Source organism: Streptomyces sp. NPDC051172, assembly GCF_040682555.1.
In the GTDB taxonomy this organism is placed as follows: domain Bacteria; phylum Actinomycetota; class Actinomycetes; order Streptomycetales; family Streptomycetaceae; genus Streptomyces.
This window is the reverse complement of the sequence record NZ_JBFBBE010000060.1, coordinates 35,183-56,391: the sequence shown is the minus strand read 5'-3', so window position 1 is coordinate 56,391 and position 21,209 is coordinate 35,183. Positions and strand designations below refer to the sequence as shown.

The 21,209-nt window shown below is 70.3% G+C and carries 13 protein-coding genes and 1 pseudogene; 4 read left to right on the top strand and 10 right to left on the bottom strand.

From position 1 onward, the window contains the following. Positions 1-594 precede the first annotated feature (594 nt). Positions 595-1,971: a serine hydrolase domain-containing protein gene (locus AB0N07_RS30590; protein ID WP_365840541.1), complete on the bottom strand. Its 1,377-nt coding sequence runs from the start codon at positions 1,969-1,971 to the stop codon at positions 595-597. A 105-nt stretch (positions 1,972-2,076) separates the two neighbouring features. Here AB0N07_RS30590 and AB0N07_RS30585 point away from each other — a divergent pair, with 105 nt between their 5' ends. Continuing rightward, the gene (locus tag AB0N07_RS30585) at positions 2,077-2,772 is read left to right on the top strand and encodes a TetR/AcrR family transcriptional regulator C-terminal domain-containing protein (RefSeq protein ID WP_365840539.1); all 696 of its coding nucleotides are present in this window, start codon (positions 2,077-2,079) and stop codon (positions 2,770-2,772) included. Between the two features lie 290 nt (positions 2,773-3,062). Here the strand turns inward: AB0N07_RS30585 and AB0N07_RS30580 are convergent, their stop codons facing one another. Both AB0N07_RS30580 and AB0N07_RS30575 read right to left on the bottom strand, forming a co-directional pair. After that, a complete protein-coding gene (locus AB0N07_RS30580) occupies positions 3,063-3,644 on the bottom strand; it encodes a GNAT family N-acetyltransferase (RefSeq protein WP_365840537.1) in 582 nt (193 codons plus the stop codon). 77 nt (positions 3,645-3,721) lie between these two features. Next, positions 3,722-3,991, bottom strand: a pseudogene (locus AB0N07_RS30575) (tyrosine-type recombinase/integrase); the annotation flags it as partial. Between the two features lie 413 nt (positions 3,992-4,404). On the opposite strand from AB0N07_RS30575, the gene AB0N07_RS30570 reads away from it, so the two are divergent. Further along, positions 4,405-5,439 carry a glycoside hydrolase family 5 protein gene (locus tag AB0N07_RS30570; protein WP_365840535.1) on the top strand — a complete coding sequence of 345 codons (1,035 nt, stop codon included), beginning with the start codon at positions 4,405-4,407 and terminating at the stop codon, positions 5,437-5,439. A gap of 157 nt (positions 5,440-5,596) precedes the next feature. Here AB0N07_RS30570 and AB0N07_RS30565 read toward each other — a convergent pair whose 3' ends face one another. The 3 genes from AB0N07_RS30565 to AB0N07_RS30555 form a co-directional block, all read right to left on the bottom strand. After that, a complete protein-coding gene (locus AB0N07_RS30565; RefSeq protein ID WP_365840533.1) occupies positions 5,597-6,142 on the bottom strand; it encodes a hypothetical protein in 546 nt (181 codons plus the stop codon). Between the two features lie 28 nt (positions 6,143-6,170). After that, positions 6,171-8,015, bottom strand: a complete 1,845-nt coding sequence (locus tag AB0N07_RS30560; protein WP_365840531.1) for an FG-GAP-like repeat-containing protein — start codon at positions 8,013-8,015, stop codon at positions 6,171-6,173. A 65-nt stretch (positions 8,016-8,080) separates the two neighbouring features. After that, positions 8,081-10,087, bottom strand: coding sequence for an Ig-like domain repeat protein (locus AB0N07_RS30555; protein ID WP_365840529.1), 2,007 nt, complete (start codon positions 10,085-10,087; stop codon positions 8,081-8,083). A gap of 503 nt (positions 10,088-10,590) precedes the next feature. On the opposite strand from AB0N07_RS30555, the gene AB0N07_RS30550 reads away from it, so the two are divergent. Then, on the top strand, positions 10,591-14,604 hold the full coding sequence (locus AB0N07_RS30550; protein ID WP_365840527.1) for a WD40 repeat domain-containing protein: 4,014 nt from the start codon (positions 10,591-10,593) through the stop codon (positions 14,602-14,604). Positions 14,605-14,777: 173 nt separating this feature from the next. Here AB0N07_RS30550 and AB0N07_RS30545 read toward each other — a convergent pair whose 3' ends face one another. The 3 genes from AB0N07_RS30545 to AB0N07_RS30535 all read right to left on the bottom strand — a co-directional run bounded on the left by AB0N07_RS30545 (position 14,778) and on the right by AB0N07_RS30535 (position 17,168). Next, on the bottom strand, positions 14,778-15,248 hold the full coding sequence (locus AB0N07_RS30545) for a hypothetical protein (RefSeq protein ID WP_365840525.1): 471 nt from the start codon (positions 15,246-15,248) through the stop codon (positions 14,778-14,780). Positions 15,249-15,354: 106 nt separating this feature from the next. Next, positions 15,355-16,104, bottom strand: a complete 750-nt coding sequence (locus tag AB0N07_RS30540) for a TIGR03943 family protein (protein ID WP_365840523.1) — start codon at positions 16,102-16,104, stop codon at positions 15,355-15,357. Further along, on the bottom strand, positions 16,101-17,168 hold the full coding sequence (locus AB0N07_RS30535) for a permease (RefSeq protein ID WP_365840521.1): 1,068 nt from the start codon (positions 17,166-17,168) through the stop codon (positions 16,101-16,103). The genes AB0N07_RS30540 and AB0N07_RS30535 overlap by 4 nt, the downstream gene beginning before the upstream one ends. A gap of 198 nt (positions 17,169-17,366) precedes the next feature. Between AB0N07_RS30535 and AB0N07_RS30530 the strand changes: the two genes are divergently transcribed. After that, the gene (locus AB0N07_RS30530) at positions 17,367-19,244 is read left to right on the top strand and encodes an NAD-binding protein (protein WP_365840547.1); all 1,878 of its coding nucleotides are present in this window, start codon (positions 17,367-17,369) and stop codon (positions 19,242-19,244) included. A gap of 108 nt (positions 19,245-19,352) precedes the next feature. Here the strand turns inward: AB0N07_RS30530 and AB0N07_RS30525 are convergent, their stop codons facing one another. Continuing rightward, positions 19,353-21,185: a prolyl oligopeptidase family serine peptidase gene (locus tag AB0N07_RS30525; RefSeq protein ID WP_365840519.1), complete on the bottom strand. Its 1,833-nt coding sequence runs from the start codon at positions 21,183-21,185 to the stop codon at positions 19,353-19,355. Positions 21,186-21,209 lie beyond the last annotated feature (24 nt).

Here is a 21,209-nt window from a genome sequence, read left to right as displayed (position 1 = left end):
ATAACACAAACCCAACCACATTCGGGACGAAGTGGTCGTGGGTTAAAAACCCCCCACCCCCACGCCTTATTACCAGGACTGGGGCCCTATCCACTCAGTGGATCAGGCCCCTGACGGGTTTCTGGAGATCGTCTTGATCGAGACGGCGGAGTATTGGGTGGGTCTCCCTGTAGTTCTGGTCGATAGCCGACCCGAACGCAGTGGTCGCCGAGTTCCTCCCGAGCGAATCGAGTCGCTCCCGGCGTAGGGGTAGGTGGCGGCCGGCATCAGGTACACCGGTGTGACACGAGTGCTCGGGCCTACGGTCAGATCGGGTTCGTGGACGGAGAAGCACCTGGTAGACAGAGCTTTCGGTGCTCTCGGCGGGGCCGAGGTTGCTTCGCATACAACGTCAACTGCCGCCGGGGGTCCTGTGTTGCGCCCGGCACCGGCCACGCCGGGCGTTGTCGGCATGCAGGTGGATGTGCACCATTCCGTTCCGATGAGAGCGCACCAGCGTTGTGGCGGAGACGGGTCGTGGCCGTGAGCCGACTGTCGCCGGGTTCGCGGTGCCGGAAGGGGCGGCCGCTCGGGACCGCCCCTGCGTGCGTTGGATCAGGATGCTTCCGCGACCCGGTTGAAGAGCCGGCCGGCGAGGTCGACGCCTGTGACTGCGCCGTTGACGTCGCGGGAGAAGTAGCCGCGCTGCCCCGTGAGGCCGCCTTCAGTGACGATGTACTCGTCGGCGTCGCCGGGAAGGAAGCCGATGCCCGCGGCCGGGTGGTCCGGGGGCATGTCCTCCTCCGATGCCTCGCGGATCTCCGGCTTGATCCCGACCGCCAGGGTGAGGCGGGTGCCGTCGGCGGCGATGTCGAGGTTGATGGCGTCGATCTCGTAGCGGCCGACGACCTCTTGGGCCCGTCCCTCGTCGTACGGGACCGGCTCCGCCGTCTTCTCGACGACACCGAGGTAGTGCTCGAGCACCCATCGCACGACGGACTGGTTGAAGGGGTAGCCGTCCGGGCCGGCGTTGGCCAGGGAGACCACCGCGAAGTTGCGCTCGGGCACGATGAGCAGTTCGGCGAACTGGCCGTTGCCCGAGCCGCCGTGGCCGATCCCGTGGAGGCCGTCCAGGTCGTGCAGGAACCAGCAGATGCCGAAGCCGTCGCCGAGCGAGCTGGCACGCAGCTCGACGGTCCGCTCCCGCATGCGATGCAGCGCTGCGGCGGGCAACACGTTCTCGCCGTCGCCGAGTTGGAACCGTGCCCAGCGCAGCAGATCGCCCACCGCGGAGGCGAGGCCGCCGCCGGGGTTGTCGCCGCGCGCGCCCTCCTTGAATCCTGCCCAGGGCCGGGCGGGGCGCATTTCGCCGTCGTCGCCGCGGTTGTAGCCAACGGCGAACTTGCGGACCATCACCTCGGACAGGCCGTAGACGGTGTCCGCAAGGCCCACCGGCTCCAGGACGAGCGAGGCCATGGCCTGTTCGAAGGGCAGGCCCGTGACCTTCTCGATGATCCGCCCGGCCAGGTTGTATCCGGCCTGGCTGTACGAGGCGCGGACCCCGGGCGGTGCGATCAGCGGCAACTGGGGCAGCTTCGCCACGAGCCCGGCCAGGGAGCGGTCGCCCTCGCCGTCGTCGATCAGGTTCCAGTCCAGGCCCGCGGTGTGGTTGAGCAGGTTCAGGACGGTGATCTGTGCCGCGGTCCGCTCGTCGGCGAGCTTCAGTTCGGGCACGTAGTGCCGCACCGGCGCGTCCAGGTCCACCTTTCCCTCGGCGACCAGGCGCATCAGCGCGGTCGCGGTGAAGGTCTTGGACACCGACCCCAGCGAGAACAACGTCTTCTCGTCGACCGGCAGCGGGTTGCCGAGGCTGGTCACACCGTGCGCGGCGTAGATCTCCTGACCGTCCAGGAGCACGCCGACGGCGACACCGGGAACGTCGAGCTCCGCGGCCTGTGCCTTGACGAACTCCGACAGCTTGTCCTGCGACATGGCTCCCCCTTCGGACAGTTGAACTAAGTACGAGAAGGAGCGTAGGCCGTCACTCGAACTAAGTGCAAGGCGTTTCATGAACTTAGTACAACTAGGGTGGTGGCCATGCCGCGAGACACACTGACCGCAGACCGGATCGTCCGTGCCGCCATCGAGCTGCTCGACGACGAGGGACTGGACGGCCTCAACATGCGCAGCCTGGCCAAACGGCTCGGCTCAGCCGCCACGGCCGTCTACTGGCACATCAAGACCAAGGACGACCTGGTCCGACTGGCCAGCGACGAGATCTGGCGCGAGGTCGAGCTGCCCGATCCCGACGCCACCGACTGGCGCACGGCTGCCACCGCCCACGCCAACAGCATGCACGCGATGCTCACCCGGCACCCCTGGCTCGTGCAGGCATTCGGCAGCCACCTCCTGCACGGACCCGGCCAGGCCCGGCACAACGACCTCAGCCTCGCCATCTACGAGAAGGCAGGCTTCGCCGTCGCCGACGCGGACCAGGCGGCCGGCGCCATGTTCACCTTCGTGCTCGGCAGCGCGCTCGGTCCTGCCGCGCAGGTCTCGCTGAACCGCCGACTGAGCAAGGACGGTGCAGACGCCGAGCAACTGATGGCCGACGCCATGGCGCGCGCCACCGAGACCGCCATGCAGTTCCCGCGCCTGCGCGAACGCCTCGACACCCCGGCCGCCACTGAGTACGCCGCAGCACCCGACTACACCTTCGCGTTCGGCCTTCAGTCCCTCCTCGACGGCTTCGAGGCCGCCCTCACCGCCGACCGCGCCAGCCGGCGCAAGTGACCGCCCCGGCCAACACCCGTCCGACCAGCGCCCAGCCCCTTTCCGGCTTCGCGCCGGCGCACAGGCAGGCGAGGCGAGACGGAACGGCGACACCGGCGCGCCCTGAAACGGTGCCCTACTTCGCACTCGGTGCAACGCTCAGACCGGTGCTGGGGCGTCTGTTGCCGAAGGACAAGAAGCCTGGCCGCCGAAGTTCGACCCGGAGGACCACAGAGCTCAGTACGCCGTCGAGTGCGGCATCAATAGCCTCAAAAGGCACCGTGCCGTGGGCGACACACAGCCGTCCGCCACTAGGTGACCGTCCTCGTCGCGGCCATCAGTGAATGGCTGTGACCAGCGTCATCGAGAGTGATCCAGTAACGGCGCTTGACCCCGATTTCGGTGCTGCGCACATCCTCGAGGACGCCGCCATTGCTTTCGATGGTGCGCGCCGAGCCGACGTTGCCATCGTCACAGGTGAGGAGGACCCGGTCCAGACCGAGCGCCGGCGCCTTGAGAAGAACCGCTCCCAGCGCCCACGTGGCCAGTCCGCGTCTCCTGGCAGAAGGCCGGACGCTGTAGCCGATGTGTCCGCCCCCTTCCAGCAGAAAGGCGTTCAGATAGTGCCGGAGGTCGATGGCCCCGAGGTAGGTCTCGCCGTCGACGATCCACCAGTGGGTGGCATGGACGCGTCCTTCCCCGACAGGAAGCGACCGGTCCGATTGCTGTCGCAGTCGCCCGACCCATGAGGCGAACCCTTCCGGGCTGTCGAGGTCATCGTCACCGACCAGACGCAGGCCGGCCCCGTCCTGGTGAGCACCAGGCTGCCACTCGTCACGCGCCGTGAGCCACGAGGAATGCAGCCGACCGGTGGGGGCGATCAGTTCAGCCATGCGAGGGACGCTAACACCAACGCCCTGTGTGATCAGGCACTTTGCGCAAGATCGGGAACCTGACCCGCCGGATGGGTGCCGGCCGTGATGTGGTCATAGCGGGACTGCACCGAGCCGTCCTCGTGACCCATGCGTTCGTCCATCAGCTTCGGCGGGGTTCCCACCTCTCTCATCAGGGTCTTGTGCGTATGGCGCAGCCCGTGCGGCGTCAGCCCAGGAGCGATCGGCACCCGGCACGCCTCAGCCTGCTTGGAGACCCCTCGCCCACGTGCGGGAATCCCGGGCCACGGCTCAGCGACGACCGGCACAGGGTGCTCTTCCTGATTGCCGCGTCCGGGGTAGCGTCCCGGGGCGGTTGAGGAACGTGAGTCTGAGTTCGTGCCGCTGCATGTGGCCGCGCCACCTCGACTCCCCCTTGGTGCCGGTCGGCCCCGCGGCGCCTGAACCTTGGCAAGGGCGGCGGAGCGGGGCTCAGCCTCCCCCACCCGTCCCCGGCGCTGGCCAGCACCGGTGGAATGCCAGGCTGCCATGTGGACCACGTACCAGTCGACCGAACACTTACCGTGTATGCGGCAGCTCACCAGACTCCCCTGCGACAGACTCCCCTGCGACGACGTAAGGTCGGGGCTTCGCCTTGCCGCCTCCACCAGGGTGAACATCCGGTCACTCCCGCGAAGCTCGTTGATATTTCGTAAGTCTTCATGCATAACGCAATGTGCTTCGCTTTTTTCTGTCCAAGACTGTCGGACTGGTCCTTGTCATGGCCGTCGAGCTCAGTCTCCTTGCCTTGAACTTGGCGGGGGACCAGGTCTCCGGAATCGTTGGCCATGCCAAGATTCCGGCTGCGGCCAGGGAGAAGACGGAGGTCGAGGTAAAGCCGAAGACTCCGGTCGAGAAGGACGGCAAGCTCCGCGTCTGCGGCACTCGTCTGTGTAACGGGGCCGGGACACCGGTCCAACTGCGCGGCATGAGCACGAGTGGCACTCAATGGTTTTCCAATTGCCTGGTCGGTGGCATGTTGGATGCGCTCGCCGAGGACTGGGGTGCGAGCGTCCTGCGCATTGCCACGTATGCGGACAAGGAAGGCTACACGGGAAATCCAAAGAAGTTCACAGGTCTGGCGAACCGATTGATCGACATGGCGAGCGCCCGCGGTATGTACGTGATTGTCGACTGGCACTGGGTCGACTCGGGCGACCCGAACCACGGCCTCCGCAGTGCAATGGCCTTCTTCAAGGAAATCTCCGCACGGAATCGGAACCGCCCCAATGTGATCTACGAGATCGTGAACGAGGCATATCAAGCGAGCTGGTGGGAGATCAAGAGCTATGCGGAGAAGGTCATCCCGGTGATTCGCGCCCGGGATCCCGACAGTGTGATCCTTGTCGGCACCCGCGGCTGGTCCACGCTAGGTGAATCCGAGAACGCCAATGAAAATGAGGTTGTCGCCCACCCGGTACGCGCCTCCAACATCATGTACACGTACCACTTCTACGCGGCGGCGCACCGGGAACCTTTCCTGAGGACCCTTGACCGCGCCTCCTCCAAGCTCCCTATTTTCGTCTCGGAATGGGGCACACAGTCGTGGGACGGCTCCGGCAACGACTTCGCCATGTCACAGAGATATGTCGACCTGATGGCCAGGAAGAAGATCAGCTGGACGAACTGGAGTATCGGTGACGGCGATGGTGACGGCGAAATCTTCCGGAAAGGCACCTGCAGGAGCGGCCGGTTCGCCGGCACCAGTGTGCTCAAGCCCGACGGTGTCTGGATCCGGCAGCGGATCAGAGGCTGACCGGTAAAGCCGCCGGCCCCGGCAGCCGTACTGCCGAGGCCGGCTCGGTTCTCTTGGCTGTCTGGTCTCGCAGTTCCCCGCGCCTCTGCGGCCGCCCGGCAGCTCGCCGCCTCCTTGGCGTCCTGGCGAGGGATCGCCGCTCCCGGCCGTGGCCCGGCTACGGCTGTGTCCTGCCGCGCCGGTGCCGGGCGACGGCGAACCCCGCTAGTGACAGTACGGCGACGCCGCCACCGGTGGTGGCGGCCACCGTGGTGGTCTTCGTCGCGGACGAGCCGGACGCCCGGGGGCAGTACGAGCCGCCTCCCGCGACGGTGATGCTCGTATGCCGCTGCTTGGCGGTGAGTCCCTTGTGGTGGTGGGCGGCGATGTCGACGGGGTAGCGGCCCGGCCCGATTCCGCAGCGGAGCCTCCCTTCGCCCTGGCCGAAGCTGTTCTTCTGCAGGGTCACCTTCACCGGGTGTCGGAATGCCGGGGAGGTCACCGTGAAGCTGCCGTTCTCGTCGACGGCCAGGGACGTCAGGTCGACTCCTGAGGTGACCTCGACGGGCGCGCCCGGCCTCAGCGGCCCGTCGGGAGTGCTGTCGCTGCCCGTGGGGGCGAGGCTGACGGCGAGGCCCGGGTCCTCGGCTGCGCGGGCGCCGGGTGCGGCTGCGAGACCGAGGGCGGCCGCGGTGCAGAGGATGCCGACTACGCGCAGGTACATCGGTGGTACCTCGCCTTCTGATAGGTGATCAGGCGGCCTTCGGCGGGACGAGCATGTGTTCGCGGCCGAGGGTCGTCGTGGTGTCGGTGTAGAGGGTGGTCTCGCCGTCGGACCAGCGCACGAGCAGGTCGTCGGGGTCGCCGGGTGTGTAGGCGCCGGCGGTCATGACGGCGGCGTGGGTCCACAGTGTGTTGGACGACTTCAGCTTGATCTCCGTTCCCACGCCGGAGGCGGAGGAGTCGCGGTAGAGGCTCAGTTCGCCGTCGGACCAGCGCACGACGACGTCCCAGTTGGCGCCTCCGGTGAAGTTCCCGGCGGCGAGCAGGGTGGCGTGGCGCCAGGTGTCGTTGGGGGGCTGCAGCCGGTGTTCGTGGAGGAATCCGCGGCTGTCGACGTCGGTGTAGAGGGTGGTTTCGCCGTCGGTCCAGCGGACCATGACGTCGTCGGGCGACGGGTTGGCGCTGTAGCGTCCGGCGGTGATCTGGACGGCGGCCTTCCAGGTGCTGCTGGGCTTGGCCAGCTGGGTCTCCCCCGCGAAGCCGCCCTTGCCGTCCCCGGTGTACAGGGTGACTTCGCCGTCCGACCAGACCACCATGAGGTCGGAGGCGTTGTTGTCGTCGAAGTCCCCGCCGGCGATGGTCCTGGCGTGGGTCCAGGTCGAGGACTTCGCGATCCGGTGTTCGCCGGAGAAGCCGCCGTTGCCGTCCCCGGTGTAGAGGGTGACTTCGCCGTCCGACCAGACGACGATCACGTCGGACCTGCCGTCGCCGGTGTAGTCGCCGGAGGCGGTCTTCATGGCCTGCTGCCACCGGCCCCCGCCGGTGGGGTACATGCTGTAGCCGCGCGGGTACTGGGTCGGAGTGGTGTTGTTCTGCGCGGCACCGTAGATCTCGAGGGCCCGCTGGTCGAAGGTCGTGGAGAACGAGATGCGGTCGCTGTTGTTCTCCAGGCCGCCGCCGTAGTAGCCGCCGAGGTTGCCGATGACGGTTCCGCTGCCGGTGGTCTTGTTCAGGCCGGTGATCCAGGGGCTTCCGGAGGTGCCGCCGTAGAAGCCGCCGCAGTCCATGCGCATCTGGTGGTAGCCGGGCAGCTGGCGGGTGGTGACGTCGGCACACATGAAGGGGCGGTTCTGCGGGTTGTGACTGCCGGGGTAGCCGATGACGGTGACGTTCTGCTTGTACTGGCCGTTCACCTGGCCGAGTCGGAGCGCGGCGCCGACGGCGCTCTGGACGCTCTGCCCTGCGCCGTTGACGGCGACCCGGGCGAAGGCGTAGTCGAAGTCGGAGTAGGCATCGCGGGTGGGGTGGCCTGCCGCCTGGTACCAGCGTGCGTCACGCACCCAGCTCTGCACCGCGAACCGGCCGTAGGGGGCGGGGTTGTTCGCGCTGCCGTCGTAGCGGGGTACGAACATGCCCTTGGAGCCGCCGGAGCAGTGCGCGGCGGTCAGGATCACGTTGCCCTGCGGGCTGTCGACGACGCTCGCGGAACAGAAACGTCCCGTCAGCTGGTCGGTGGCCGGGTCCGTCACGTAGTGGAAGAAGGTTCCGACCGTGGGGACACCGGCGAAGTAGACGCCGTTCTTCGGTGCAGCCGCACCCTTCACCAGGGATTCGGCCGACCCTCCGGCCGGGCCTTCCCCGCGCGGGCTGTCCGGGGTGGCCCGGGCCATCCGCTCGGGGGTCCAGAACTTCTCGGCCTCCGCACTCGTCCATGCCTTTCCCCGGCCCGCGTCGTGCGCGGTCGACGCGGGCGGCGCCGTCGCGGTGGCGGCGTCGGGGCGCGCGGAGGCGGGAGACGCCGCCGCGAGGAGGAGAGCGGAGACCGCTATCGCGGCACAGGTTCCGAACGTGTCACGAAAGGTGGGTATTCGCACGGTTTCCTTGTCTGTCAGCACACGTGCGGTTCTGTCAGCGCACGTGTGGCGAGAAGCGGCCGGTCTCAGCTCGTGAAGATGAAGTACTTCCACGTCCCGTAGGTCGTCGAGTTCACGTTGTCGCCCGACGTCGTGTCGATGTAGGACGAGCGGATGCGGAAGCGGACGCCCGTCGGCGGGGTGCCGGTGAGTTCGAGCGTGCCCTGGCCGTCCGAGCCGAGGACGAGGTACTCGCTGTGCGTGCCGCGCCAGGCGCCCTGGTAGTAGCCCTGGACCTCGACCCGGTACTTGCGGTTCGGGTACGGCGTCATCGTCGTGTCGAAGACGGGGGCCTTGGACTTGTGGAAGTAGCGGTACGTCTGGTTCCACGCCGTCCCGGTCCTGTAGGAGCCGCTGAGTGCGGTCGAGACCCTGACCCGTGCGCCCACCGTGCTCGTGACCGTCGCGGGCGCGTAGCGGGTGTCGCCCGTGAACTTGGCCGTCAGCTTGGTGTCGCGGGTCAGGTAGAGGCTCACGGAGAGGTTTCCGGAGGAGTCGACCGCGCCGGACTTGACCAGCTTGTCGGGCTTGTCGCCGCCGTACGGGTCGGCATAGATCGCGACGGTGCGGTTCTTGTACGTCGTCCCCAGGTGCGCCGTGAACTTGACCTGGGTGTTGTACGAGTACACCTTGCCGTTGTCGTCCAAGGTCAGGGCGGTCGTCGTCTTCGTGACGTCGACCGTGCTGGTGGCGGTGGTGCTCGCGTGGTAGTCGTCGCCCGCGTAGCCGACCGTGTACGTGACCCGGCCGCCGACCGGCGGGGTGTCGGCGAAGGAGTACGAGCCGTCGGCGCCGACCGTCGCCGTGCCGAGCAGCTTGCCGGACGGGGACTCGTCGTCCGCGCGGCGGACGGAGACCGTCGTGCCGGGCGGGAAGGACGCGTCCGAGGTCAGCTTGCCGGTGACGGACAGGGCCTGGGCGCGCGGCGCGGTGGACGGGGCGCTCGCCGTGAGGGTGGTGTCCGCCTTGGCCGGGTTGTCGAGGACCCGGAGGGAGTAGACGTTCGAGTCGTTGTACGAGACCGCGAACAGTTTGCTCGCGTCCGGCGCCCAGGCCAGGCCCGAGGCCGCGAGGGTGTCGGCGGCGCTGCCGCCGTCGGTGTTCGGGAAGTCGTACTGCCGCACCGGCGTGGAGACGCCCGGCTTGAAGATGTGGACGTCCGGGTCGTACCAGGAGAAGGTGCCCGCGGCGACCGCGCCGTTCGGGGCGATGTCGACCGCGTTCGGGTAGGGGTTGGTGGTGTAGCTGCCGTCGCCGGAGAGGTCCGAGAGCTTGAAGACCTCCTGCTTGTACGGGGCGCCGCTGGCCGTGACGACGTCCTTGCCGTCGGGGGTGACGGCGAGGTCGGTGAGGTTGCTGCTGTCGCCCGGGTCCCAGACGTACGCGGTGCGGGTCGCCGAGCCCGACGACACGTCGAACACCGCGAGTTCCGCCGGGCTCTGCCCGGGGGCGCCCGCGACGACGGTGTTCGGGGCTCCCGTCGAGGAGCCGAGGATCGGGGCCTCGCTCCAGGTCTTGTCGGTGTCCTGGTGGAGCGTGACGACCGGGTCGGTACCGCTGAGGTCGAGCGAGCCGATGTTTGCGCTGCCGCCGTTGCGGTAGCCGAACCAGAGCTTGCCGCCGGCGAGCGCCGGGTATTCGGGCTGGGTGCCGGCGCCAGTCGGGTAGCGGTGGGCCTCGGTGGCGGTCGCGGTGTCGATGGCGACGATCGCGTCGGCGTCCTGGACGGCCGCGTACAGGGTTCCGGAGTCGGCGGAGAGTTCCAGGCCGCGGACGCCGGGCAGCGATTCGACCGTGCCGACGACGGTGCCGCTGTAGTCGGTCGCGACGACCTTGCCGCTCTTCGGGTCGCTGATGAAGACCCGCTGGTGGACGCCGTCCACGACGACGGCACCGGTCGAGGTGACCGGCAGGACCGTGCTGGAGTCGGCCAGCGCGGGCGCGGCCGACGTGAGAGCGAGCGCGGTCGAGCCGAAGAGGACCGCGAGTGCGGTCGCGGCCGTGAGAGTGCGGGTGCGGGTGCGGGTGCGCACGGTGGTTTCGAACCCCCCGGAACGAAAAAAAGGCCCCTGTCGAACTGGGGACGTGAGCGGAGCGTAGGTCACGCCGGTGACGGCTGGTGCAAGGGAGGGTCAACGGTGATCAAAAAAGTCCCCGATGGTGATCAACCTCGCAGCGACTCGGGCGCACAGTGATCAAAAGCACTCCGCGCCGTTCGGCTCCGGTCCCTCCCCTCGTGGGGACCGGTGTCGAACGGCGCGGATCTCTGGGGCTCGGGCGATGGGTCCGGCGCCGCCGTCACGTGATTTCCGCGGAAGCCTGGCCGAGAAGGTTCGGCGCCGTGCGCTGTCGTCCTGAGCGCTGAGCTGATGGCCTGCGCGGACGGTGCCCGACGGGTTCGCCCTTGCGTCGTGATCCTGCCATTTCTGGCTTCCCGTGAGGAGATTCCGGTGCCGGTCCGGAGGCTTCCGCCGCAGGTCAGCCGTATAAAGTGAGTTTTCCGGTCCGGATGTCCAAGCGCGGGGGGGAGTAAGGGGTGGAGGCCTTGGGTTCCGACTCGGGGGCACGTACTGCCTTCGCGGAGCGGCTCGCTCTGCTCTACAAGGAGGCGGGCAACCCTCCTCTCGCCCGGGTGGCCGAGGCGGTCGTACAGCTTCAGCGGGTGGACGAGCGGGGGCGGCCCGTACGGGTCTCCGCCCAGCGGATCAGCGACTGGCGGCGGGCCAAGAACGTGCCGGCCCAGTTCGCCGCGCTCACCGCGGTGCTGCACGTCCTGATCCCGCAGGCCCGCCGGGCGCGGCCGACGCCGGTCTCCGCCGGTCTGTACGACCTGGGTCAGTGGCAGCGCCTGTGGGAGCGCGCCCTGGCCGATCCGGCCGGTGACCGTCCCGCGGCGCCCGCCGAAGTGGACGAGCGGGTTCCGGTGGAGGATCCGGCCGCCCCCGGTGTGTGTCCGTACCGGGGACTGGCCTCCTACCGGCAGGAGGACGCCCGGTGGTTCTTCGGCCGGGAGCGCAGCACCAACGCCCTCGTCGACCAGTTGCAGGCGGCGGAGAAGACCGGCGGGCTTGTCATGCTCGTCGGTGCCTCGGGGGCGGGGAAGTCGTCCCTGCTCAACGCAGGGCTGGTGCCCGCCGCGCAGAACGGCGCACTGGGCGGCGGCGACAGCCGCCCGAGGACGGTCGTACAGCTCGTGCCGGGAGCGGATCCCGTCGGGGAGCTGACCCGGTGCATCCCCGAGCTCGCACCCGTGATGTCCGAGGCAGACGGCTCCGCGGCAACGGAACCCGGCACTCCCGCCTTCGCGCGTGCCGTCCGGGGCGCCTTCGCCGAGTGGGCCCGGCGCGAGGCGCCCTCCGGCGAGCGGCCGGTCCTCATCGTGGACCAGTTCGAGGAGGCCTTCACCCTCTGCGCCGACGAGACGAGCAGGCACGCGTTCGTGCAGATCCTGCACGCCGCGTGCTCGTCCGCCGCGGCGGACGACCCGGCGGCCCTGCTCGTGGTCCTCGGGATCCGCGCCGACTTCTACGAGCAGTGCCTGCGGTATCCCGAACTGGCCGACGCGCTGCAGCACCGGCACATGGTGCTCGGGCCGCTGAGCACGGCCGAGCTGCGCGAGGCGGTGACCGGGCCGGCGAAGGCGGTGGGCCTCGAACTCGAGCCGGGTCTCGCTGAGCTGATCGTCCGGGAGGTGAGCGCCGACGGGCCGCGCGGGGCGCACGACGCCGGAGTGCTGCCGCTGCTCTCCCATGCGCTGCTCGCCACCTGGCAGCGGCGCAAGGCGGGTCGGCTCACGCTGGCCGGTTACCGGGCCGCGGGCGGCATCCAGGGCGCGGTGGCCGCGACCGCCGAGCGGGCCTGGTCGAGCCTGGACCCGCCCGCCCGTACGGCCGCGCGACTGCTGCTGCTGCGGCTGGTCCGGCTGGGCGAGGACACCCAGGCCACCCGGCGTCGCGGGACCCGGCGGCAGCTGGCACAGGAGTCGACGGACCCCGGCAAGACGGAGGAGTCGCTGGAGGCGCTGGTCCGCGCCCGGCTGGTGACGCTCGACGCGGAGACCGTGGAGATCACCCACGAGGCGCTGCTGACGGCCTGGCCGCGGCTGCGCGACTGGATCGACGAGGGCCGCAACGACCATCTGCTGCGCCAGCAACTGGAGGAGGACGGCAGGGCCTGGGAGGGCTCGGACCGCGACTCCTCGCTGCTGTACCGGGGTTCGCGGCTGGCCCAGGCCCGCACCTGGGCGAAGTCCGCCGGTGACACCTTCCTGACCCGCAGCGCGGTGGAGTTCCTGGCTGCTTCGGTACGGCTGCGCAAGCGCACCCTCGTGATGCGGCGCGGGGCGGTGGCCGCGCTGGTGGTCATGTCGGTGCTGGCCGTGGGTGCGGCGGTCCTCGCCTGGCAGCAGCGCAATGACGCGGTGTTCGAGCAGGTGGTCGCCGAGGCCGATCGCGTCCAGTACACCGACCCCTCGCTCTCCGCCCAGCTGGACCTGGTCGCCCACGATCTGCGCCCGGACGACGCGGGCACCAACAACCGGCTGGTCTCGATCGTGAACGCGCCACTGGCCACGCCGCTGCTCGGCCACACCGGCGCCGTCTACCTCACCTCCTTCAGCCCCGACGGGAAGGTGCTCGCCACCGCCAGCTACGACCGCACGGTCCGGCTGTGGGACGTCAGCGACCGCTCGCACCCGAAACCGCTGGGCAAGCCGCTCACCGGCCACGCCAGCTGGGTGAGCACCGCCCTCTTCAGCCCGGACGGGAAGCTCCTGGCCAGCGCGGGCGACGACGGCACCGTCCGGCTGTGGGACGTCCGGGATCCCGCGCACCCCAAGCCGCTCGGCACACCCCTGAACGGCCGCACCGGCACGATCTACCTGCTCGCCTTCAGCCCCGACGGCCGCACGCTCGCCGCTGCCGGCGAGGACCACACCGTACGGCTGTGGGACATGACCGACCCGGGCCGGCCGAAGACGCTCGGTGCCCTGACCGGGCACTCCGAGGCCGTGCGGTCCGTGGCCTTCAGCCCCGACGGCCGGCTGCTGGCAGCAGGCGGCGACGACGACACGATCATGTTGTGGGACATGTCCGATCCGCGCCGCCCGAAGCCCGTCGACAGGGTGCTGAAGGGCCACACGGACACCGTGCACTCGGTGGCCTTCAGCCCCGACGGCCGCACCCTCGCCAGCGGCAGCGCGGACGACACCATCCGGCTCTGGGACGTCACCGACCCGCGCAACGCCACGGAACTCGGCTCGCCGCTCGCCGGCCACACCGGCCCCGTGTGGTCGGTGGCCTTCAGCCCCGGGGGCGGCATGCTCGCGGCCGGCAGCGCGGACAGCACGGCGAGCCTGTGGAACGTCAGCGATCCGGCTTCCCCCTCCCAGGTCGGCGAGCCGCTCGCGGGCAGCAGCGGCGAGATGTACGCCGTGGGCTTCAGCCCCGACGGCCGCACCCTCGCCACCGGCAGCGGCGACAGCAAGGTCCGCCTGTGGTCGATGCCGACGTCGGACATGATCGGCGCCTTCGGAGCGTTCCGCCCGGACGGACGGGTGCTCGCGATGGCCGCGCGCGACGGGCGGATCCGGCTGTGGAACGCGAAGGTCCCCGGCCGGCCCGTGGCGATGGGCAAACCGTTCATGCCCGCGGACGGCGGCCAACGCCAGCTGGCCTTCTCCCCCGACGGCCGCACGCTCGCCGTACTGAGCGGCCGCCAGAGGCTGTACCTGTGGAACGTCACCGACCCGGCCCGGCCGGTCCCCGACGGGGCGCCCCTCACCATGCGGACCCGCTTCACAGGCACCCACGCGCTGGCCTTCAGCCCGGACGGACGCATCCTGGCGAGCCCCTACGACGACCGCACCATCCAGCTGTGGAACGTCGCCGACCCGTCCCGTGCCGTCAAGTTCGGCCCGCCGCTGACGGGCCACAAGGGCTTCATCAACAGCCTCGTCTTCAGTCCGGACGGCCGCACCCTCGCCAGCGGCAGCGCGGACGCCACCATCCGCTTCTGGAACGTCACCGACCCCCGCCGTGTCTCCCCCCTCGGCAGACCCCTCACGGGGCACGACGGACCGGTCAACGTCCTCGTCTACAGCCCGGACGGCTCCACGCTGGTCAGCGGCAGCGACGACGACACGGTCCGGCTGTGGAAGGTCACCGACCCCCGCGAGGCGACCGAGGTCGGCGACCCCTTGACCGGTCACACCGAGGCGGTCATGTCGCTCACCCTCAGCCAGGACGGCCGCACCCTGGCCAGCGGCGGCAACGACAACACCGTCCGCCTCTGGAACGTGGCCGACCCCTCCGAGGCCGCCCCCATCGGGCAGTCCATGAGCCCCAACGCCAAGACCGGCAACTTCCTCTCGTTCAGCCCCAGGAGCCATCTGCTGGGGGTGTCGAGCGGCTCCGACACCGTGCGGCTGTGGAACCTGGACACGGACGACGCGATCCGGCACATCTGCTCGGCCACCCAGGGCGTGCTGACGCCGGAGAAATGGCACGAATATCTGCCACGGCTCTCGTACAAGCCTCCGTGCGGCCCCTAGTACGACCCGGGGAAGCCCTGGTGGCAGCCCTCGTCAACGGGGCCGACCCAGTGATCCCGGCCACATCTCCGCGACGCGGCAGAACAGTCGGCTCCCGTCGGGCCCACGGCCTTGTTACGCTTGGCCACAGCCCGATCGCTGGTGCATCCCCCGTCGCCAGCGGTCGGGCATCCTCATGCCCTCCCGGCGGTCAACCACTGGGCGACCTTGCGCACCGTGGTCTCGTCGAGCCGCTCGACGAGGGCCTGTACGGCTGCATGGTCGTCCGGTGCGAGGTCGTAGAGCCCCGCCTTGCTCAGCCCGGCCATGAGCACCTGCTGCCGCCGGCCGCTCATCCGCTCCGTCAACGTCCTCGGCTCCTCGGGACCGGCGGACGGCGGCTCCGGCGCCGTGGCGTTCGCGGCCGCGGTCGACACGTCGAAGCGCTGCCACGCACCGTCCTTCGGACCCCACAGGCTCACCGCCAGGTCACCGCCGCGCGCCCGCACGGTGTGGGCCATCTCGCCGAGCGCGTACTGCACGGGAGCACGGTGCAAGGCCTCGGCACACACCTCCCAGGAGGCCGAGGCGGGCCGGTAGAACTGCGCGACCCAGCGGGGAGCCCCGGCCGGCTGCGGACTGGCGGGACGTGTCGTGGTCTCCACTGCGCTCACCCCTTCGTTCACCCGTTTCCCTCACCTGCTTCCAGGCTGCACAGCAGGGGACGGTAACTGACGGATCATCAGATATCCAGGGTCGGTTGTCTCTGGGTCAGTTGTTCCAGGACTCGTCGTACGGATCCTTCGGCGTCGGCACCGGTGTCGCCGCCGTGACGCGGAAGTACGGTATCGGGCCGTTGTTGACGGGGTCCTTGGTCTGCTTGGCGGTGTAGGTCCCGGTCACCTGGAGCCACTTGTCGGGCTGCAGGACCGGCGGGATCGTGCCGGTCAGGGCGATCTTCACCGGCTGGGCGTCCGCGGCGCAGCAGTTGAGCGCCATGCGCACCAGGTAGGGGGCTCCGGTGCGGTCGAGGGCGACGAAGCCGGTGATCCTGATCGGGCGGCCCGCTATGTGCCGACCGCGGTCGTAGACGGCGCGGGTCGCGTAGTCGACCACGTTCAGGTCGAGCGGGCCGGAGGCTGCCAGCTTGTTGAAGCCGTACGGCTGCTGCAGGGCCGTACCCGTGCGCATCGCGCTGTAGGAGCCGAGGGCGGGCGGGGCAACCAGGATCAGGGCGAGGAGGGGGAGGACGAGGAGCCAGGAGATACGGGGTTCGCGGTGGACGTGCCCCTCTCCATGGTCATGAGTCTCGCCGCCGTGCTCGTGGGTTTCGCCGCTCTTGCGGCTACGCCACTCGTACCAGACCGTCGCCAGCGCCGTCACGATCAGTACCGCGCCCGAGGCCAGCAGCAGCGGTTGCAGTCCGGCCTTGACGTAGCGCAGGTAGAGGTTGGTGAAACCGGCGTGCAGCAGGGCCGCACCGGTCAGGAACAGGATCGCCGCCTGGGCCTGCCGGTTCACAGGAGCACCGCCCCGGTCAGGACCGCGCCCGTGATGGCGAGGCAGAAGGTGGCGGGGGCGAAGCGCAGGGCGAAGGCGCGGCCGAAGGTGCCGGCCTGCATCGCGAACAGCTTGAGGTCGATCATCGGTCCCACCACCAGGAACGCCAGCTTGGCCGTCAGCGAGAACTGGGTCAGCGACGCCGCCACGAACGCGTCCGCCTCCGAGCAGATCGACAGCAGGACCGCCAGGACGGCGAGCGCGAGGATCGCCACCAGTGGGTTCTCCGCGGCCGTGCGCAGCCAGCTCGCCGGGGCCACGGCCTTGAGCGTCGCGGCAGCCATCGCGCCCACCACCAGGAAGCCGCCCGCGTGCATCACGTCGTGCCGGACCGAGTTCCAGAAGGCGGCGCCTTTGCTCGGGCCCTCGTAGTGGGAGCGTTCCGGTGTGCGCAGCCAGTCCGTGCGGCCGAGGCGCTGCCACAGCCAGCCCATCACGCACGACACCAGCAGACTGGCCACGAAACGGCCCACGACCATCTCGGGGTTGCGGGGGAAGGCCACCGCGGTCGCCGTCAGCACGATCGGGTTGATCGCCGGGGCGGACAGGAGGAAGGCGAGCGCCGCCGCGGGGGTCACGCCCCGGCGCACCAACGCTCCGGCCACCGGTACCGACGCGCACTCGCAGCCCGGTAGCATCGCGCCCGCCATCCCGGCGACCGGCACCGCGAGGGCGGGCCGGCTGGGCAGGGCACGCGCGAAGAACGCCGGCGGCACGAACACCGCGATCGCCGCCGAGAGCAGCACCCCGAGCACCAGGAAGGGCAGCGCCTGCACGAGCACGGCCACGAACACCGTCATCCAGCTCTGCATGACGGGTGCGGAGAGCGCTCCGCGGATGGGGCCCTGGAGCAGCACCAGCAGGAGCAGCACCATGGTGAGGACGAGGGGGGACTTCGAGTCCTGGCTGCCGTTGTCCTGGCTGCTGTGGTCCTGCGCGGTCCCGGTCGGCTCTTCCGGCTCCGGGGCGCCGCGCACCGGCTCATGGCTGTCCGCCTCCGTAGGGGCTGGTTTGGTGATGGCCACGGGCGTGGTACCTCCGGTGGTGCGTGAGGGCGCTGGTTTCCCTCCCCATCCATACGGCGGGGAAGGGGGGTTCGTTCAGTGACCGTTCGGTGACTGCGCTCGGTTGCTGCTGGAACCACCTCTCCCAGTGAGGCACTCTTCTCACTCGTGGGGAGCGTTCCGAATCAAGGTGTGGCGAGTGGTGACGTGTCGGCGCACATGGTGGTGTGCGGTGACGACGGGCTGGCGCATCGGCTGGCCGCCGAACTGCGGGGTGTGTACGGCGAACAGGTCACGCTCGTCGTGCCGCCCGCCGACCGCGGGATGCGACCGCCGGTGGTCGGGCGCGCGCGGGCGACCACGGCGGCACTCTTCGACCGGATGGTGAACGCGGCCGTCAGCCGGGCGAACGGCGCCGCCGCCGAACCCGTCGCCAACGCCCAGATCGTGGAGGCCACCGAGGCGACCGAGGAGGTGCTCGGCGCGGCGGGCGTGGAGCGGGCCGCCGCGCTGGCGCTCGTGTACGACGACGACGAGACCAACATCCGTGCCGCCCTCACCGCCCGCCGGCTCAACCCCCGGCTGCGGCTCGTCCTCAGGCTCTACAACCGCCGGCTCGGCCAGCACATCGAGGAACTCCTCGACCAGGCGGCCGCGTTGGCGACCGGAGACGGCGGCTCCGGCGGCAGCGACACCTCCACCACCGTGCTCTCCGACGCCGATACGGCCGCGCCCGCGCTGGCCGCCACCGCCGTGGCCGGCACCAGCAAGGTCGTACAGACCGACGGGCTGCTGCTGCGGGCTGTGGAACGGACGCCGCTCGTCGGGCAGTTGGCCCGGCCGGGGCTGGCCACGCTGGCGCTGCTGTCCGCGGACGGCGCCGACAGCGGCGGCGAGCAGGGGCCGGAACTGCTGCCCGATGCGGCGGCGGTGCGCGCCGCGACCGGCCGCGGCACCGTCGTACTGGAGCAGGTGTCGTACGCCGGACCCCAACTTCCCCCGGCCCGCGGGGCCGTGGCGTTCTCCTCGCTGTTCTCGCGGCGGCTGCGGTGGTCGCTGGCGGGCATGGTCGGGTGCGTGGTCGCGCTCGCGGTGGCGTTGTGGCTGGTGACGGGGGTGCATCCGCTGAGCGCGTTCTATCTGACGCTGCTCGATCTCTTCGCCATCGACAACCCCGCCATCGGGGAGCCCGTCGGACGGCAAATCCTTCAACTCCTCTCCGGGCTCACGGGGTTGCTGCTGCTGCCGGTGCTGCTGGCCGCGGTGCTGGAGGCGCTGGGCACCTTCCGGACGACGTCCGCGCTGCGGAAGCCGCCGCGGGGGCTGGGCGGGCATGTGGTCCTCCTCGGGCTCGGCAAGATCGGTACGCGGGTGCTGACCAGGCTGCGGGAGCTGAACATCCCCGTGGTGTGCGTCGAGTCCGACCCGGATGCCCGGGGGCTGGCCACGGCGCGGCGGCTGAGGGTTCCCGTGGTGCTCGGGGACGTCACCCAGGAGGGCGTTCTGGAGGCCGCCAAGATCCACCGTGCGCATGCGCTGCTGGCGGTGACCAGCGCGGACACGACGAATCTCGAGGCCGCGCTGTATGCGCGGTCCGTGCGGCCCGATCTGCGGGTCGTGCTGCGGCTGTACGACGACGACTTCGCGACCGCCGTGTACCGCACGCTGCGGGCTGCTCATCCGCGTGCCTCCACGCGGAGTCGCAGTGTGTCCCATCTGGCGGCGCCCGCTTTCGCCGGGGCGATGATGGGGCGGCAGATTCTGGGGGCGATTCCGGTGGAGCGGCGGGTGTTGCTGTTCGCCGCGATGGATGTGGCCGGGCATCCGCAGCTGGAGGGGAAGACGGTCGCTGAGGCGTTTCGGGCGGGGGCCTGGCGGGTGTTGGCGCTGGATACGGGGGCCTTGGACGGGCGTCGGGAAGAGGCGGACGCCGAGGAGGCGTATGAGGATGTGCGGGCGGTTTCGGGATCGGGGCTGGTGTGGGATCTGCCGGACGGGCGGGTGCTGAAAGGGTCGGACCGGGTGGTGCTGGCGGCTACTCGGCGGGGGTTGGCGGAGCTGTTGGGGCGGCGGCCGCGGGAGCGGGCGGGGGCTTGACCGGCACCCGGCGCCGGGGCTGGGCCGGGGGTGGGTCCGCTTGCCGGCGCTTGCCGGGTGCCGCTCTCCTTGGGTCGGGAGCCGCCCCCGCGGCACGACTGCCCGCAGCTACGCCAACTGTGAGGCCCCGCCCAAGTACCGCTCCGCGAATTCCAGTTCCAGCCGGACCTGCTTGATCCTCTCGTCCACCACCAAGGAACCGTGGCCCGCGTCGTAGCGGTAGACCTCGTGGGTGGCACCGCGGGCTTCGAGGCGTTTGACGTAGTTCTCGATCTGGCGGATGGGACAGCGGGGGTCGTTCACACCGGCCGAGATGTAGACCGGGGCTCTGACCTGGTCGACGTAGGTCAGGGGGGACGAGGCCTCGAAGCGTTCGGGGACCTCCTCGGGGGTGCCGCCGAGGAGGGTGCGGTCCATGGCCTTCAGGGCCTCCATCTCGTCGTGGTACGCCGTGACGTAGTCGGCGACCGGGACCGCCGCGATGCCGAGCGTCCAGGCGCTCGGCTGGACGCCTAGGCCGAGGAGGGTGAGGTAGCCGCCCCAGGAGCCGCCGGTGAGGATGAGGCGGTCGGGGTCCGCGAGGCCGGAGTCGACCGCCCACGCGCGGACCGCTTCGATGTCCTCCAGCTCGATGAGGCCGACGCGGTGCTTGAGGGCGTCGGTCCAGGCGCGGCCGTAGCCGGTGGAGCCCCGGTAGTTGACGCGGATCACCACGTACCCGTGGTCGACCCAGGCCGCCGGGCCCGCCGCGAACGCGTCGCTGTCGTGCCAGGTGGGGCCGCCGTGGATGTCGAAGACCGTGGGCAGGGGGCCGGCGACGCCCTGCGGCTTCTGGACCAGGGCGTGGATACGGCCGCCGGGGCCGTCCACCCACACGTCCTCCACCGGCACCGAGCCCGGGGACTTCATGCCCGGCGGGTCGAGGACGACCGCGCCCGTGGTCGAGCGGACCGCCGACGGTTCGGCGGCCGAGGACCAGAGGTACTCCACGCTGCCGTCGGGCCGGGCCGTCGCACCGGAGACCGTGCCGGGCGGGGTGGGGATCCGTGTCAGGGCGCGGCTCGCCAGGTCGAAGCGGAACATTTCGCTGCGGGCCTCGAAGCTGTGCACGACGAGCAGGCCGGTGCCGTCCGGGTACCACTCGGCGCTCACGTCGCCGGGCAGCTCCAGGGCCAGGTCGGTCTCCTCGCCCGTCGCCACGTCCCACACCAGGGGCTCCCAGCGGCCACGGCGCTGATGGCCGATGAGCAGCCGCGCGTCGCCGTCGACGGGTGCGAAGCCCAGGACCTCCAGGCCCAGCTCGGCCGTGCCCCCCTTCGTGTCGTCCAGCTCGGCGACCGCCGTGCCGTCGGGGCGCAGGACGCGCAGCGCGGAGTGCATGGCGTCGCCGTGCTCCGTGTGCTCGATGGCGATCAGCGAACCGTCGTGGGAGAGGTCGCCGACGCCCGCCGACTCGCGGTGGCGGTAGATCTCCACCGGGTCCTCGCCGGCGCGCGCGAGATGGATCGTCGTACCGTCCTCGTCCGTGGAGCGGCCGACGATCGCCGTGCGGCCGTCCCGGGCGAGGGCCAGGCCCGCCGGATAGGAGGCCTCCAGGCCGGGGGCCGCGAGCTCGTTCTCACCGCCGTCGAAGGGCTGTCTGCGCCAGACGCCGAACTCGTCGCCGTCCTTGTCGTCGAACCACCAGATCCATGCGCCGTCGGGGGAGAGCAGACCCTCCGTCGTGCCGTTCGGACGGTCCGTGACCTGGCGTTGTCCGCCGGTGGCCCGGTCCCAGGCGTACAGCTCGTACGTCCCCGTCGCGTTCGACACGAACAGGGAGCGGTCCGGTGCGTCCTCCGCCCAGTCGGGCAGCGAGACCCGCGGCGCCCTGAAGCGCTTCTCCCAGTCCGGCATGTCCTCGTTCCGCTCCGGCGCGGCGGAGGCGTTGCTCTCAGTCATGGCCCCATAGTGCCTGCCCCCACG

Bases quoted from the DNA above. Each gene is read 5' to 3' on its own strand.
- AB0N07_RS30590 (WP_365840541.1), bottom strand. From the start codon at position 1,971: ATGTCGCAGGACAAGCTGTCGGAGTTCGTCAAGGCACAGGCCGCGGAG.
- AB0N07_RS30585 (WP_365840539.1), top strand. From the start codon at position 2,077: ATGCCGCGAGACACACTGACCGCAGACCGGATCGTCCGTGCCGCCATC.
- AB0N07_RS30580 (WP_365840537.1), bottom strand. From the start codon at position 3,644: ATGGCTGAACTGATCGCCCCCACCGGTCGGCTGCATTCCTCGTGGCTC.
- AB0N07_RS30570 (WP_365840535.1), top strand. From the start codon at position 4,405: ATGGCCGTCGAGCTCAGTCTCCTTGCCTTGAACTTGGCGGGGGACCAG.
- AB0N07_RS30565 (WP_365840533.1), bottom strand. From the start codon at position 6,142: ATGTACCTGCGCGTAGTCGGCATCCTCTGCACCGCGGCCGCCCTCGGT.
- AB0N07_RS30530 (WP_365840547.1), top strand. From the start codon at position 17,367: ATGGTGGTGTGCGGTGACGACGGGCTGGCGCATCGGCTGGCCGCCGAA.
- AB0N07_RS30525 (WP_365840519.1), bottom strand. From the start codon at position 21,185: ATGACTGAGAGCAACGCCTCCGCCGCGCCGGAGCGGAACGAGGACATG.